Source organism: Myroides profundi, assembly GCF_000833025.1.
Classification (GTDB): Bacteria; Bacteroidota; Bacteroidia; order Flavobacteriales; family Flavobacteriaceae; genus Flavobacterium; species Flavobacterium profundi_A.
Genome location: NZ_CP010817.1, coordinates 3,345,143 through 3,359,727, shown reverse-complemented (window position 1 = coordinate 3,359,727; position 14,585 = coordinate 3,345,143). Strand labels below are relative to the sequence as shown.

At 34.4% G+C, this 14,585-nt stretch carries 12 protein-coding genes; 9 read left to right on the top strand and 3 right to left on the bottom strand.

The window, feature by feature from the left end:
* Positions 1-124 precede the first annotated feature (124 nt).
* The 4 genes from mutL to MPR_RS14750 are packed head-to-tail and all read left to right on the top strand — an operon-like array spanning position 125 to position 5,057.
* Positions 125-2,410 carry a DNA mismatch repair endonuclease MutL gene (mutL, locus tag MPR_RS14765; protein ID WP_041893835.1) on the top strand — a complete coding sequence of 762 codons (2,286 nt, stop codon included), beginning with the start codon at positions 125-127 and terminating at the stop codon, positions 2,408-2,410.
* Positions 2,410-3,159, top strand: coding sequence for a rhomboid family intramembrane serine protease (locus tag MPR_RS14760; protein ID WP_041893832.1), 750 nt, complete (start codon positions 2,410-2,412; stop codon positions 3,157-3,159). The genes mutL and MPR_RS14760 overlap by 1 nt, the downstream gene beginning before the upstream one ends.
* Positions 3,159-4,013 carry a rhomboid family intramembrane serine protease gene (locus MPR_RS14755; RefSeq protein WP_041893831.1) on the top strand — a complete coding sequence of 285 codons (855 nt, stop codon included), beginning with the start codon at positions 3,159-3,161 and terminating at the stop codon, positions 4,011-4,013. Before MPR_RS14760 ends, MPR_RS14755 begins: the two co-directional genes overlap by 1 nt.
* A 3-nt stretch (positions 4,014-4,016) precedes the next feature.
* The gene (locus MPR_RS14750; RefSeq protein ID WP_041893828.1) at positions 4,017-5,057 is read left to right on the top strand and encodes an endonuclease/exonuclease/phosphatase family protein; all 1,041 of its coding nucleotides are present in this window, start codon (positions 4,017-4,019) and stop codon (positions 5,055-5,057) included.
* A gap of 36 nt (positions 5,058-5,093) precedes the next feature.
* On the opposite strand, the gene MPR_RS14745 is transcribed toward MPR_RS14750, so the two are convergent.
* Both MPR_RS14745 and gldJ read right to left on the bottom strand, forming a co-directional pair.
* The gene (locus MPR_RS14745) at positions 5,094-6,395 is read right to left on the bottom strand and encodes a UDP-N-acetylmuramoyl-tripeptide--D-alanyl-D-alanine ligase (protein WP_041893826.1); all 1,302 of its coding nucleotides are present in this window, start codon (positions 6,393-6,395) and stop codon (positions 5,094-5,096) included.
* Positions 6,396-6,463: 68 nt separating this feature from the next.
* Complete coding sequence (gldJ, locus tag MPR_RS14740; protein ID WP_041893822.1) at positions 6,464-7,984, bottom strand: gliding motility lipoprotein GldJ; 1,521 nt, start codon at positions 7,982-7,984, stop codon at positions 6,464-6,466.
* A 640-nt stretch (positions 7,985-8,624) separates the two neighbouring features.
* Here gldJ and porV point away from each other — a divergent pair.
* From porV to MPR_RS14720, 4 genes are all read left to right on the top strand, one after another.
* Entirely contained in the window at positions 8,625-9,764 is a 1,140-nt protein-coding gene (gene porV, locus MPR_RS14735; RefSeq protein WP_041893818.1) for a type IX secretion system outer membrane channel protein PorV, read from the top strand.
* Between the two features lie 81 nt (positions 9,765-9,845).
* Positions 9,846-10,328, top strand: coding sequence for a cytidine deaminase (locus MPR_RS14730; protein WP_006260273.1), 483 nt, complete (start codon positions 9,846-9,848; stop codon positions 10,326-10,328).
* Between the two features lie 238 nt (positions 10,329-10,566).
* Complete coding sequence (locus MPR_RS14725; RefSeq protein WP_041893816.1) at positions 10,567-11,964, top strand: hemolysin family protein; 1,398 nt, start codon at positions 10,567-10,569, stop codon at positions 11,962-11,964.
* Between the two features lie 159 nt (positions 11,965-12,123).
* Positions 12,124-12,543, top strand: coding sequence for a GNAT family N-acetyltransferase (locus tag MPR_RS14720; protein WP_016650461.1), 420 nt, complete (start codon positions 12,124-12,126; stop codon positions 12,541-12,543).
* Positions 12,544-12,571: 28 nt separating this feature from the next.
* Here MPR_RS14720 and MPR_RS14715 read toward each other — a convergent pair whose 3' ends face one another.
* Complete coding sequence (locus tag MPR_RS14715) at positions 12,572-13,717, bottom strand: multidrug effflux MFS transporter (protein ID WP_041893812.1); 1,146 nt, start codon at positions 13,715-13,717, stop codon at positions 12,572-12,574.
* An 84-nt stretch (positions 13,718-13,801) separates the two neighbouring features.
* On the opposite strand from MPR_RS14715, the gene MPR_RS14710 reads away from it, so the two are divergent.
* Entirely contained in the window at positions 13,802-14,578 is a 777-nt protein-coding gene (locus tag MPR_RS14710) for an AraC family transcriptional regulator (RefSeq protein WP_041893810.1), read from the top strand.
* Positions 14,579-14,585: the final 7 nt, after the last annotated feature.

Here is a 14,585-nt window from a genome sequence, read left to right as displayed (position 1 = left end):
GTGTCCTCTATATTTTAGAAATAAATTACAATAGAGAAATAGTAAAGGAATTTTTAATTCTTTAAATTTGTCCTTTAAGTGGAATTTATCTAAACAATTAGATTAATAATAGAGGAGCAAATAGATGTCAGATATTATTCGTTTACTACCAGATCACGTAGCGAATCAGATAGCAGCAGGGGAAGTAGTACAACGCCCTTCGTCTGTGGTTAAGGAATTGATAGAGAACTCTGTCGATGCTGGAGCTACAGAGATTAAGTTGATTCTAAAAGAAGCTGGTAAAACTTTAATACAGGTTATTGATAATGGAAAGGGTATGAGTGATGTCGATGCGCGTATGTCATTCGAGCGTCATGCTACTTCTAAGATTTCCAAAGCAGAGGATTTATTTGCGTTAAGTACTAAAGGATTTAGAGGAGAGGCCTTGGCTTCTATCGCAGCGATTGCTCATGTGGAGTTAAAGACTCGTACACATGAGGCTGAGCTAGGTACCCATATTGTTATAGAAGGGACTAAACTAGTGAGTCAGGAAGTAGCTGTTACTCCTGCAGGGACTTCATTTTCAGTAAAGAATTTATTTTTTAATATACCCGCACGACGCAATTTCTTAAAGTCCGATAATGTAGAGTTTAGAAATATTATTGATGAGTTTGAGAGAATCGTATTAGTGCATCACAATATACATTTCTCTTTAATACACAATGGTAGCGAAGTGTTTAATCTATTGCCTACGAATGCTCGTCAGCGTATAGTCAATGTATTCGGTACTAGAACAAACGAAAAGTTAGTACCTATTAAAGAGAATACAGAGATCGTAGAGGTGACAGGATTTGTGGGGAAACCTGAGTTTGCTAAAAAGAGTAGAGGAGAGCAATTCTTCTTTGTGAATGATCGCTTTGTTAAAAGTGGTTATTTACACCATGCTATTATGGCGGCTTATGAAGGACTTTTAAAAGAAGGAACACACCCTAGCTATTTCATCTACTTTAGTGTACCACCAGATAGTATAGATATCAATATACATCCAACGAAGACTGAGGTAAAGTTCGACGATGAACAGGCCTTATACAGTATTCTTCGCTCTATCATTAAGCATAGTCTAGGACAGTTTAATGTAGCGCCGGTATTAGATTTTCAGAGAGATGCTAGTTTAGATACTCCGTATGACTTCGAGGGAAAAGAAGCATCAACTCCTACTATAGAAGTAGATAGGAACTTTAACCCTTTTCACAGGGAGCTACTTACAGAGTCAGATAAGTTTGAATATAATCCATTTGATAATAATGCGGCTATGTTTATCGGAGCTACAGATAGTAGTATAGAGAACACTCGCTTTATAGATGATCTGGAGAATAATGAGACGTATGTATCCATGAATCCGTTCGGGGATAAGGTGACGAATAAGGGGAATGATATAGAGAATAACCGCTTTATAGATGTTCTAGAAAGTAAAAGTAATACGGAAGAAAATATTTCTTTAGGTGAGACGTTAGAGAGTAAAAGTAATCATAGCTTTTTAAGTTATACTGATGATCTAGGTGAAGTACTAGAGAGCAAAGGAAATAATACCGTAGAGGATAGATATGAAGAGGAAATCACACTGGGATCTAAAGTAAATAGAGAACCAGATGTTATAGAATCTAAGTTTAATAAACCTTCTGTGAAGAAGAGTTCGTCATCCTCATTCTCTAAAGGAGCCTTGTCTTCTAAGAGTAATATAGAAGGATGGGAGAATCTCTATGAAGGACTTCGTTCTTCTGGAGAAGATTTAGATGTTTCTGGCATAAAATTAGAGAGTGATTTTGTGACAGGGAATCTGTTCGAAAATAAACAAGAAGAAATCACGGGAGTGAAACGCTTCCAGATTAATAGAAAATACATTGTCAGTCCGATAAAGTCGGGAATGGTAATCATCGATCAGGGGAGAGCGCATCAGCGTATATTGTATGAGAAGTTTATGGAGAGTATACAGAATCATACAGCTTCTTCTCAACAGTTATTATTTCCATTGACGTTGTATTACTCTCCTTATGAGGTAGAAATACTAAGAGAGTTATACCCGATGTTACAACAGACTGGTTTTGGGTTTGAACACATGACACAAGATTATGTGGTTATCTCAGGACTGCCTGTTAATATATCAGAGAGTGAGGCTTCTATCGTATTAGAAGATTTGATTAGTGACTTCCAAGATGGAGTACCTAAGACAGCAATGGGACAGAGTGATCGCATTGCCAAATCATTAGCACATAGCTTATCTGTGAAGACAGGAACTGTGTTAAATGATGAAGAACAAGAGAATATTGTGAACTCATTATTCGCTTGTCAAGAACCAAGTGTATCACCTTTTATGAAACCTACTTTTGTAACGATGAAAGTAGAGGATATAGAAAAAAAATTCGCATTATAATGAGAATATCAGAGACAGTAAAGCATTTAATTATAGTGAATGTAATCTTCTTCGGAGCTAGTATGTTTATACCAGCGATCAAAGAGTTATTCGCAATGTATTATTTTGAAAGTCCATCATTCTATGTTTGGCAACCTTTAACTCATATGTTTATGCATGGGAGTATCATGCATATTCTGTTTAATATGTTTGCTTTGTTCTCTTTTGGTAGTACGTTAGAGACGATGTGGGGAGGTAAGAAGTTTCTTACTTTTTACTTACTATGTGGATTTGGAGCGGCTCTGTTACATACAGGAGTGAATTATTTTAGTGTTCACTCTGCTGTGTCTACTCTTACAGATAATGGGTATAATGCTAGTGATGTAATGGCGCTATTAAAAGAAGGAAAGTATGATCTAAGATGGGGAGGTATACTAGGAGATGGTCAGTTACATAATTTTCTATCTGCATATAATACGCCTGTAGTAGGGGCTTCGGGAGCTGTGTATGGGTTGTTAGTAGCCTTTGCGTTTATGTTCCCTAATGCAGAGTTAATGATGATGTTTATTCCTGTGCCTATTAAAGCTAAATATTTTGTACCAGGTATTTTATTGATAGATTTATACGGAGGTGTTGCAGGTAGCTTCAGTCTATTCGGTGGAGGTGGAGGTATCGCTCACTTCGCTCATATAGGGGGAGCATTGATGGGGTATTTATTAATGATGTATTATAAGAAGACACAGTTTAACAATAACCGTTGGGATAGATAATGAGTAAGCTATTAGATGATTTGAAGTACCAGTATAGAGCTGGTGGTATTGTACAAAAGTTGATTTACTGGAATGTAGGTATTTCAGTAATCATTATGTTGTTGCAAGTATTCTTTTCTTCCTTTAGCGCTAGTTTATTATCTTGGTTAGCTCTTGGGAGCAACCCTATGTCACTATTGTATAAACCATGGACGTTATTGACGTATTCATTCGTACATGCAGGAGTGATTCACCTTCTATTTAATATGATTGTCTTGTTTTTTGTAGGAAGATTATTTGCTACTTTCTTTACAGACAAGCAGTTTTTAACTTTGTATTTATTAGGTGCTTTATTAGGTGGAGTGATCTTCTTGCTAGGAGGAATGTTTATGTCGACAGGGTCTATACTAGTAGGCGCTTCAGCAGCTACTATAGCTCCATTAGTAGGGGTGGCAGTACATGCTCCTATGATGCAAGTACGATTAGCTTTAATCGGAAATGTAAAGATGTGGCATATTGCTACTTTTATTATTATTTTAGATATTATCCAGTTGAATACAAGTAACGTAGGAGGACATCTGGCTCACTTAGGTGGTGCACTAATGGGATTGATCTATATTAAAATGTTAGAAGCAGGAACCGATTTAAGCATTATCTTTGATAAAATAAGTAATTTATTTAAACGAAATCAAGGAACTCGTTTTAAGAAAGTATATGTAAATAATAAGGAGAATCGCCGAGAAGCAACAGTCAGTGAAAACAAGGATGAGAGACAACAGAAAATAGATAAGATATTAGATAAAATCAGTAAATCTGGATATGAAAGCCTTACCAAAGAAGAGAAAGACTTTCTGTTTAGAGCTGGAAAAGAGTAAAATATGAAGAACCTATCTTGGTTTAACAAGTTTGTATTTGGGACTAATATACTAATGGCGATTATGTCATTAGTAGGGTATTTTTTGCCTTTTTTAGCGCCTAAGTTATTTCCTTTATTATCTGTATTTACGCTAATATTACCTTTCTTTTTGATTATTAATCTAGCGTTCTTTATCTATTGGTTAATTCAATTAAAAAGGCAAATATGGTTGTCTTCTTTAATTCTAGTACTTGGGATTACTTTTGCTAATAAGTTTTATAAGTTCTCAGGTAGAAATGAAGAGGTCGGAGAAAAGGAGTTCACTTTAATGAGTTATAATGTTCGTCTTTTTAATTTGTTTAATTGGATTCCAGATGAGCATGTTCCTGATAAGATAAAAGAGTTCGTAGATCTTCATGATCCTGATGTATTGTGCTTTCAAGAATATTCTAAGAATACAAATATAAAGTTCAGTCAATATCCTTATAAGTTTATTACCTCACATGGGAATAAGATAAAAACGGGACAGGCTATCTATTCTAAGTTTAGAATTATTGATAAAGGGGAGATTAACTTACCTAGCTCTAATAACAATGTGATTTTTGCAGATATTCTGAAAGATCAGGATACGATAAGAGTGTATAGTATTCACCTACAGTCTATCAGTATTAGCCCTGATATCCATGAGAGTATTGATGAGGCTAAGTCTAAGCTAATCGTTAATCGTATAGCAAAGGCGTTTAAAGAACAGCAGATGCAATCTGAGTTAATAGAATCTCATATGAATGATGTGTCTATCCCTAAGATTATCTGTGGAGATATGAATAATAGTGCATTCTCGTATGTGTATAGAAATATTAAAGGAAATCTGAATGATGCATTTGTGGAAGGGGGAACAGGATTTGGGAAGACGTATGACTTCGCTTATCCGATGCGTATCGACTATGTGTTCGTAGATCCTCGTATTCATGTAAAGTCATTTAAGACTTATCCAGAGTTTAAAAATTCGGATCACTTCCCGTTAATTACAAGACTGGAAGTCGATAGCCAAGAAGACAAATAAAAAAGAGCTTAAATAATTATTTAAGCTCTTTTTTTGTTATATTAAGTCTAAGGTTCTTTCTAGTGCTATTCCTCTTGATCCTTTAATCAAGATTAGCTTATTCTTAAATACTTCGTTAGAATGGTCAAGAATATGTTGTTTAAACAAGTCAAACGTTTCGAAGAAGTGTATGTCTTTTTGTGTGACATTAATAGATGCTTTAAAGAACTCTCTTCCTATAAAGTATGCTGTTTTGTTTTTGACATCACTTAATCTAGTTACAATATCTTTGTGCTCTTTATAGCCTTCTTTTCCTAGCTCAAGCATATCTCCTAAGACGAATACTTTATCACGTTGATCATTTAGTTGATCAAAGTTAGTCAATACAGCGTCCATACTGCTAGGGTTAGCATTATAAGCATCTAATAAGATCATAGAGTCTTCTTTAGTAATCCACTGTGATCTATTATTAGTAGGGATATAGTGTTCTATGGCTTCTTTAATATCGTTTAAATCCACATTGAAGAATTGACCGATAGTTAATGCAGCAGCTATATTAGTTGCGTTATAGATTCCTGTAAGGTTAGAGTTAATTATCTCTCCTTTATAGTATACTGTAGCGTTAGGTTGAGCTTCTAATTGTTCAATAACGATATCAGCAGAAGAATCTCTACCAAAAGTATAACGACTAAAGGTCATAGTTTTTGCATCTTGTCTAGGGTCATCTAAGTTGACAAAAGCTGTTTTATAGTTATCTTCTAAATAGTCGTATAATTCGCTTTTAGCCTTAATAACTCCTTCAAAGCCCCCAAAGCCATCTAAATGTGCTTTTCCAAAGTTAGTAATGTACCCGAAGTCAGGATCAGCTAATTCACATAAGAAAGCTATTTCTTGTTTGTGGTTAGCCCCCATTTCTATAATACCTAAGTCTGTCTCTTCTGTAAGTGAAAGTAATGTAAGCGGTACACCAATATGGTTGTTTAGGTTTCCTTTAGTAGCCGTTACTTTATATTTTTTGCTTAGTACTGTAGCGATAAGTTCTTTAGAAGTAGTCTTTCCATTACTACCTGTTAGCGCTATAATAGGTAAGCCTAGTTGTTGTCTATGGTGTTTAGCTAACTGTTGTAAAGCTCCTAAGGCATCTGGTACATAAAGCATTTTAGCTGGATCAGTAATCAGCTTTTTATTGTCCATAATCACAAAGGCAGCACCTTTATTAAGTGCGTCTTGAGCAAACTCGTTAGCATCAAAGTTATCTCCTTTTAATGCGAAAAAAAGAGAGTTAGGATGTATGTTTCTAGTATCAGTAGATACACCATCACACTGTAAAAAACATTGGTAAATTTCAGTAATATCCATGAATCAAAAGTATAAAAAAAAGCCCTAATACAATTAGGGCTTTTGAAAAAAGAATATTTTAAAATATGTTAATTCTTCGTTTTACGTTTATCTGATTTAGGACCTACTTTAGTCATTACTAATCTGAATCCAATATAATCTGTAGCTTGATCTTCTGGGAAGAATCTTCTAGTAGCAGGGTCTAACCAATATGCTCTATCTTTCCAAGAACCTCCTTTAATAACACGAGATTTCTCATCATAAAGAGTAACCTTTTTAAGTGCTTTAGGACCTTCACCTTTTATTTTACCACCTAAACCTGTCTGGATATTGTCATCAAATATAGAAGGATCTAATTCTTCTTGAGCAATTTGTCCAGGTAGATTGCGAACTCTTAATTTACCAGTGCTTAATGTATCAAACTTCACAGTTTCATTTGTTGTGATTTCAATTTTACCATCAGCACCTATTTTGTTTTTATAGTAAACATTTCCTTTATAGAAGTTGAAGTCAGTATCGTTTAGATCAATATTCGGATCATAAACGTCAGCTACCCATTCAGCAACGTTACCAGACATGTCATATAAACCGAAATCATTAGGAGGATATGATTTTACTGCATTAGTGATATCACCATTGTCAGTAGCCCATCCTGCTATACCACCATAGTCACCACGACCTTGTTTATAGTTAGCATATTTAGTGTTCTGAACGATTGGTCTTCCTTTTTTGCGTTTGCTACTTTTATCCCAAGGGTATTTTTTACGGCCTTTATAGTTGTTGTACTCTCTGTTACCTACTAATCCTATAGCAGCGTATTCCCATTCAGCTTCTGTTGGAAGTCTAAACTGTGAAGTGAATAAACCAGAGTTTTGTGTAGCATATAAGTTACGATCACCTTCTTGTGCTTTGTTTCCTTTTCCTTTATAAGCGATATCGCTATTCCCTCCATAAACAGACTCTGGAGAAATAAGGTAAGTATCTGTGCTAAAGTGAGCATCAGATCCTGCTTCAAGAATTTTAGCATCTTTCTTTAAATAACCTGCTTTTTCTAGAGCTAATTCGTTAACACGGTCAGTTCTCCATTTAGCATAGTCATTTGCTTGCACCCAAGTAACACCTACTACAGGATAGTTAGCATAAGCAGGGTGTCTTAAATAGCTAGTGATAAGTGATTCGTTGAACCCAGAAGGACCTCTCCATACTGTCGTATCAGGAATAGCACTTTTATAAATCTCTTGATATAATTCATTGTTTTGAGGATATACAGTACGCAACCAGTATAAGTATTCATTATACATAATATTGGTAGTTTCTGTTTCATCCATATAAAACGATTGTACGTACATTTCTTTAGGATTGTTATTCCAATCAGCAAGGATATCCTCTTGTATACGTCCCATTGTAAATGTACCTCCTTCTACAGCAACCATTCCTTTAGGAGTACGTTGTTCGTATTTGGTGTTGTATTGAAAACCACCTTTACTATCATTGATTTTCCAACCAGTAGCCGTTGATACGTTGCTGTTTGAATTTCCACAACTCGTAATACTAGCAGCAACTAATATACCTGCCAGTAATCGAAAGTTTAAAAGTTCTTTAATCTTCATCTCGTTATAAATGGATATAAAATTGTACGCAATTTAATAATTAACGTTTAATTAGCAATGTGAATACTTTCATTTAATCGAAAAAGTATCAATAATTTTTATTTTTTAATAAGCAATTACACTTATAACGTCTAAAAGTATTTTGTATTGCTTAATGAAAAAATAATTGTTCTGTATAAAGCATGAATTTATACGCAGTGCAAATGTAGCTCGAATTAGTTAAATGAGGCGAATAATAATTGATTATGTAGGTGGAAAACCTCGTGTTGTCTCTTGCGAACTTGAATCTATTTCTATGTTTAATTAAATGAATATAATACATTAATGAGGTTAGGAGAGCATTAATAATAAGAATATAGAGTAGATTCTTTTAATAGTATAAAAATGACTTTAGAATCTTTGAATTATACAAGGAATAGACCTAAGATTGAATAAAAATAGTATTATGTTTACTCTGTTTTAGACAAATGATTAATAGTCAAAAGTAAAGAGTCTTTATTTCTTGTATAGTAAAGTATTATATTTCGTTTATAATGAAGATCAAAATAATAATTGTTGTTTTTGTAAGTTATAATAATAGCTAGAGTGAGATTTTAGTAATGTTAAAAAGATTATATTTGTGAATCTTAAAAAAATAAAGATGAAAAAAGTTACAGCCTTATTTCTTACTGTTTTAGCGGGGCAGTTTATATACGCTCAGAAAGTAGTAAGACCTATAACTACTGGAGTACCTTTCTTATTAATATCTGGAGATGCGAGATCATCAGGAATGGGGGATATCGGGGTTGCAACTTCTAGTGACGTGTTTTCTCAACAACACAATGCCGCGAAGTATGCATTTGCTACACAAGCACAAGGATTTTCTGTAAACTATAGTCCATATATGTCTAAAGTGAGTAGTGATATGGCTTTAGGTCAATTAACCTATTTTAATAAATTCAATGAACGTAGTGCTATTGGAGCGAGTTTACGTTATTTTGGAATGGGAGAAATGGAGTTTAGAGATAGTTACCAATCAAGTTCAATTATAAAAAAGCCTAATGAGTTCGCTGTTGATATTTCTTATTCATTGAAATTAAGTGACCGCTTTGGTATGGCAGTAGTAGGACGTTTTATTAACTCTAATCTTAGAATGCCTGAAGTAGATGGTTCTAACTCTATGGCTAGTCAAGTGGCAGTAGATATAGCAGGTTTCTACGAATCAGATATAGTCCGTTTTAGTACTTTTGACGGTAGATGGAGAGCTGGTTTTAATATTCAGAATCTAGGTCCTAAGATAAAGTATGAAGATGAGCAGTATGGATCTTTTCTTCCTGCTAACTTAAAACTAGGAGGTAGTTTTGACTTTATTATTGATCAACAGAATACATTGACTATCTCTGGAGAACTTAATAAGTTATTAGTGCCAACACCACCAGAACATAGAAATGATCCAAATGCATTAATAGAGTATAATGATACTGGGTGGCTTAAAGGAGTGATTAAATCATTCGGTGATGCGCCTAATGGATTCAGTGAAGAAATGAAAGAGGTAGCATGGTCTCTAGGGGCAGAGTATTGGTATGACAATAAATTTGCTTTTAGAACAGGATACTTCCACGAAAGCCCAGAAAAAGGAGCTAGACAATATGCAACTTTAGGAGCAGGATTTAAATATAATATGATGGCTATAGATCTATCGTATTTATTTTCAACATCAAAAATAAATAACCCAATGGAGAATACACTGAGATTCTCATTAACATTCGATTTAGGTAGAAAAACTTATCGAAGAGGTTAAAAAAAATAGTATATTTGTATTGAATCCAAACCATCCCCAACAAGATGTGTTTGGATTTTTTATCTCTAATAGTCAAGGATTATGAAAAAAATAGAAATCGTAACAACGTTCTTAGAATATGATTCAATAGCAGAATTAGAACAAAAAGATCAAGAGTTAATGAATAGGGCTGTAGAAGTGAGAAAGAAGGCTTATGCTCCTTATTCTAAGTTTAGAGTAGGTGCAGCTATCTTATTAGAAGACGGAACTATCGTAGTGGGATCTAATCAAGAGAATGCAGCTTTCCCTTCAGGGTTATGTGCAGAACGTACTGCTATATTCTATGTAGGGGCTAATTATCCAGATCAGAGAATCTTAAAGATAGCTATTTCTGCATCATCAGATTTAAAAGTTACGAGTACTCCAATCCCTCCATGTGGAGCGTGTAGACAAAGTATTTTAGAATATGAGACAAAACAAGACTCTGCTATAGAAATGTTCTTTATGGGAGCAGAAGGTAAAGTGTGTTATTCTCCTTCGTTAGTAAATATCTTGCCTTTCCATTTCGATAAAGACTCGATGTAAAAGATGTAAAAAAAGAGCTAATCGCATTTATTTTGTTAAGTGAGTTTCGATTTGTACTATAACATTAGTGCAAAGTTGACTATATTTATAAGCATTGTGATATTTTTTAAAAATTAGTAAATATTGATAGATACTGTGTCAATTAAATTATTAATTTTGATACGAGATTTATATCACAATGATATAAACCTTAAGCCATTAAAAAATATTTAACCATTGGCTTTTTTTAATTCTTAAAATGGATACATACGCCCAGATCATTACAATGTTGGCTGGTTCTAACATTGTACACGAAGAGATTTCAGTAGGTAAATTATTACTTACTTTATTTTTAGTTTTCTTAAACGGTTTTTTCGTTGCAGCAGAGTTTGCAATTGTGAAAGTTCGTACTTCTCAAATAGAAGTTCATCAAGAACTAAATTCTAAAGTAGCAGGTATTGCTAAGAATATAGTGACTAATCTTGATGCATATTTAGCAGCTACACAATTAGGTATTACCCTTGCTTCACTAGGGTTAGGATGGGTTGGAGAAAGCTCATTAACACCTGTAATTATGTATTTGTTTGAAGCTTTTGGATTCACTGGACCTGAGTGGTACGGTATAGCTAAAAGTGTTTCTTTTCCAGTAGCCTTTGCTATCATTACAATATTACATATCGTTTTTGGTGAGTTAGCGCCAAAGTCTTTGGCTATTCACTTTCCGACGAAGACTACATTTACAGTAGCTCTACCATTGCGTATATTCTATTTCGTTTTTAGACCTATTATTTGGTTGATGAACGGTTTAGCTAATGGGATATTACGTATTGTAGGTATTAGCCCAATTCACGGTGCTGATATCCATACAGAAGAAGAGCTAAAGATGATTATTACAGAGAGTCAAGAGGGAGGAGCTATTGAAGAAACAGAACGTGTTCTGATTCAGAATGTATTCGACTTTGATGATAGACGTGTAAATAATATTCAAAGCTTGCGTAAGAATGTCTCAGCTATTGAGATTAATACAAGTGTAATGGATGCTATCGATTATGCAATCAATGAAGGATATTCTCGTTTTCCAGTATATGAAGATAATTTAGATAATATTAAAGGTGTTATTTATACCAAAGACTTGATGAAAGCAATGATTCAAGATAAGAGTAACACTGATCTAGCGTCATTACTACGTGAACCTATTTATATCTCAGAGAACGCACTTATTAAAAATGTATTAAAACAATTCCAAGCAAAACACTTACAGATGGCCATTGCTACCAATGAAGTAGGAGAGTTTACTGGTATTGTGACTATGGAGGATATTCTAGAGGAATTGGTAGGAGAGATCCAAGATGAATACGACAATGAAGAACCTGTAGTACTGAGTATGGGAGAAGGTAGATATGTAGTTAGTGCACATTATAACTTATCTGATATTAATAGACTGGTACCTGTTAAGTTTGAAGAGAGTGAACACTATGATACACTTGCAGGATTAATCAGTGAAGAGTGTCCTGATGACGAGTTTAAAGTAGGAGATATTATTAGACTTGAAGACTATGAAGGAAAGATACTTAAGATGTATCGCAACTCAGTAGAGCAAGTGGAGTTAAGTCTTTTAACTAAAGAACAGAAGGAAGAACAATCAGAAGATAAATAATTATAAAGGACAGTATTCGTACTGTCCTTTTTTTGTAGGTTATCTTTTGAGTAATTCATTTAGTCATCGTATTGCTACAATTTATCACATTCTAATCAAACGATTAGGAAGAGAATAACAGCAATTATATATTTGTTTATCTAAAAGATTAAAGAAGATATGAGATATAAGATTTGTTATGATATAATAGAACCAGAAGACTATATCAATATGCGTATAACCTGTGGTCTATCTGAAAAGAGAATTATGGCAGCTGTGATTGGTCTTGCTAATTCTCTATGCTGTGTGTCGATACTAGATACAGAGAATAATGATAAGTTCGTAGGGATGGGGAGATTAGTAGGTGATGGTGGATGTCATTGTCAGGTTGTGGATATTTGTGTATTACCAGAGTATCAAGGACAAGGATTAGGTAAGTTAGTAATGACTACATTGACAGAATTTATTAATGATAATCTACCAGAGTCATGCTATGTAAACTTAATAGCAGATGGTGAAGCTTATAAGTTATATGAGCATTATGGTTTTAAAGAAGTATGGCCTGTATCTAGAGGAATGGGGTATGTCAAGAAGAATTAAGAAAGAGAAAGACGACTTTACAGCAAGGCTATAAAGTCGTCTTTTTGCTTTTAATAAGTAGTGAAACTAAGATCGCTATAGTAGCAAAACTAATCATTACGACAGTGATATTAGGCATGGTACTACTAATGTATAAACCTGTACCAATCAAGATATAATACAATAACCCGAATAAAGCACTAGCTGTACCTATGGACGATTTGTACTGTAGTAAGGCTTGACTAAGGATATTAGGAATCGCTATCCCGAATGCAGTTACAATAAATACCATTGGGATTAGAAAGTAAAGTGTATTTCCTATTAAGATTAGTACTAAAGCATTTATAATAGCTATAGTTGCTGCAATCTTCATTAAGGTAATTGGTAAATATCCTCTCTCTAGTAATTTTTTGTTTAGAGAGCTTCCTATAAAAGAACCTGCTGCTAGTACAATACCACTATATCCATATACTGTTGGACTTAATCCTTCTTGTTCAAATATAAAAGGAGCAAATGAGTAATAACTAAATAGCAGTACATTGTAAGCCATGACTAGCAAAGCATATTTCCACAATAGAGAGTCAGTGTACATCGTCTTAGCTAAGGCTATTATTTTATCTAATGTGATCTTGTCAGTATGTTGTTTAGTTTCTTTTAAGGAGAAGAAGGATGTGCTGAATAGTAGTATTGCCAACGTTGTTAGTACTGTGAATACTCCCCAATAGCCAAATTGATTAGATAGAATTCCTCCCATTAGTAATCCTATAACAGGGCTTACTGATAAGGCGATTCCCATGATAGAAAATACTTTAGCTAGTTCTACTCCAGTATAACTGTCTCTCATCATTGTTTGTGTAATCACTGATCCTACAGCTATACCAAAGGCAGCAATAAACCTTGCGATAAGTATTGTTTCAAAATTAGTGGCAAGCAAGGCTAGTACAGAAGCAAGTGTATACGTTACTAGTCCGCTTAGCATCGCTTTTCTTCTACCGATATAATCACTTAATATTCCCCAAAAGATAACACCAAGTGCAAAGGCTATAAAGTATATACTTATCGTTAGCAATGTAGTCTCCTTCGTTACATCAAATGCTTTAGCTAAATGCGTTAAGGCAGGACTGTAGATGGTCTCAACGAATTGGGGGAACATCATCAGTACAATCATTAGCGCTAAACTATTTTTTGTCTTCATTGTTTTTAATTTGTGACAAAGGTCTTTAGAATTTGTAGTACCTTTATAATACTATAAACTCATTAAATACCAGTTTACGGACAAATGGCATATCTGCATTCAGAACAAGAATTTCATCCAGAAGAAATAGACTTACCTGTCATAGGCTTAGCATCTGATTTAGTTCAGCATGATTCTGGCTTTCATCAGCACGATGAGCACCAGCAACTTCTCTATGCTCCTAGTGGATGTATGACTCTATTGACTAATGATACACAGGTGATTCTGCCACCTACACGTATGTTGATTATACCTGCAAGGCTATCACATCGCGTGTTCTTTAGAAATGTAGTTGCTTATCGTTCTATCTACTTTACTGCAAAAGAGCAGTTGTGGACAGCAGATACAATCAAGGTGTTAGAGGTCAACCCTCTATTAGAGCAGTTGATAGAACGAATATGTTTTTGGGAATGGAAGGCTTATACTGATGAGCAGCTCGCTATAGTTAAGGTGTTTAGCAATGAATTAAAAGCAGCCCATATAGAAGATTATCATCTGAAGATACCCGAAGATACGAGACTGAAAGATATTATTCAACAGTTTATTATAGAGAAAAGAGTTCCTCCATTTCTCAAGGAGCTAACCCAAGAGGTGGGAGCAAGCGAGAAGACGATTTCTCGTATCTTTAAGAAAGAAACAGGGATGGTTTATCAAGATTGGCGATTGCAGTGGAAGTATTATCGCTCTTTGGAGTTGTTGGCAGAGGATATGTCTATCTCAGTAGTGGCTGATATATTAGAGTTTTCGTCAGATAGTGCGTTTATAGAGTTTTTTAAAAAGCATGCTGGTATTACCCCACATCGTTATTTAATAAAACAATAAATAGAAG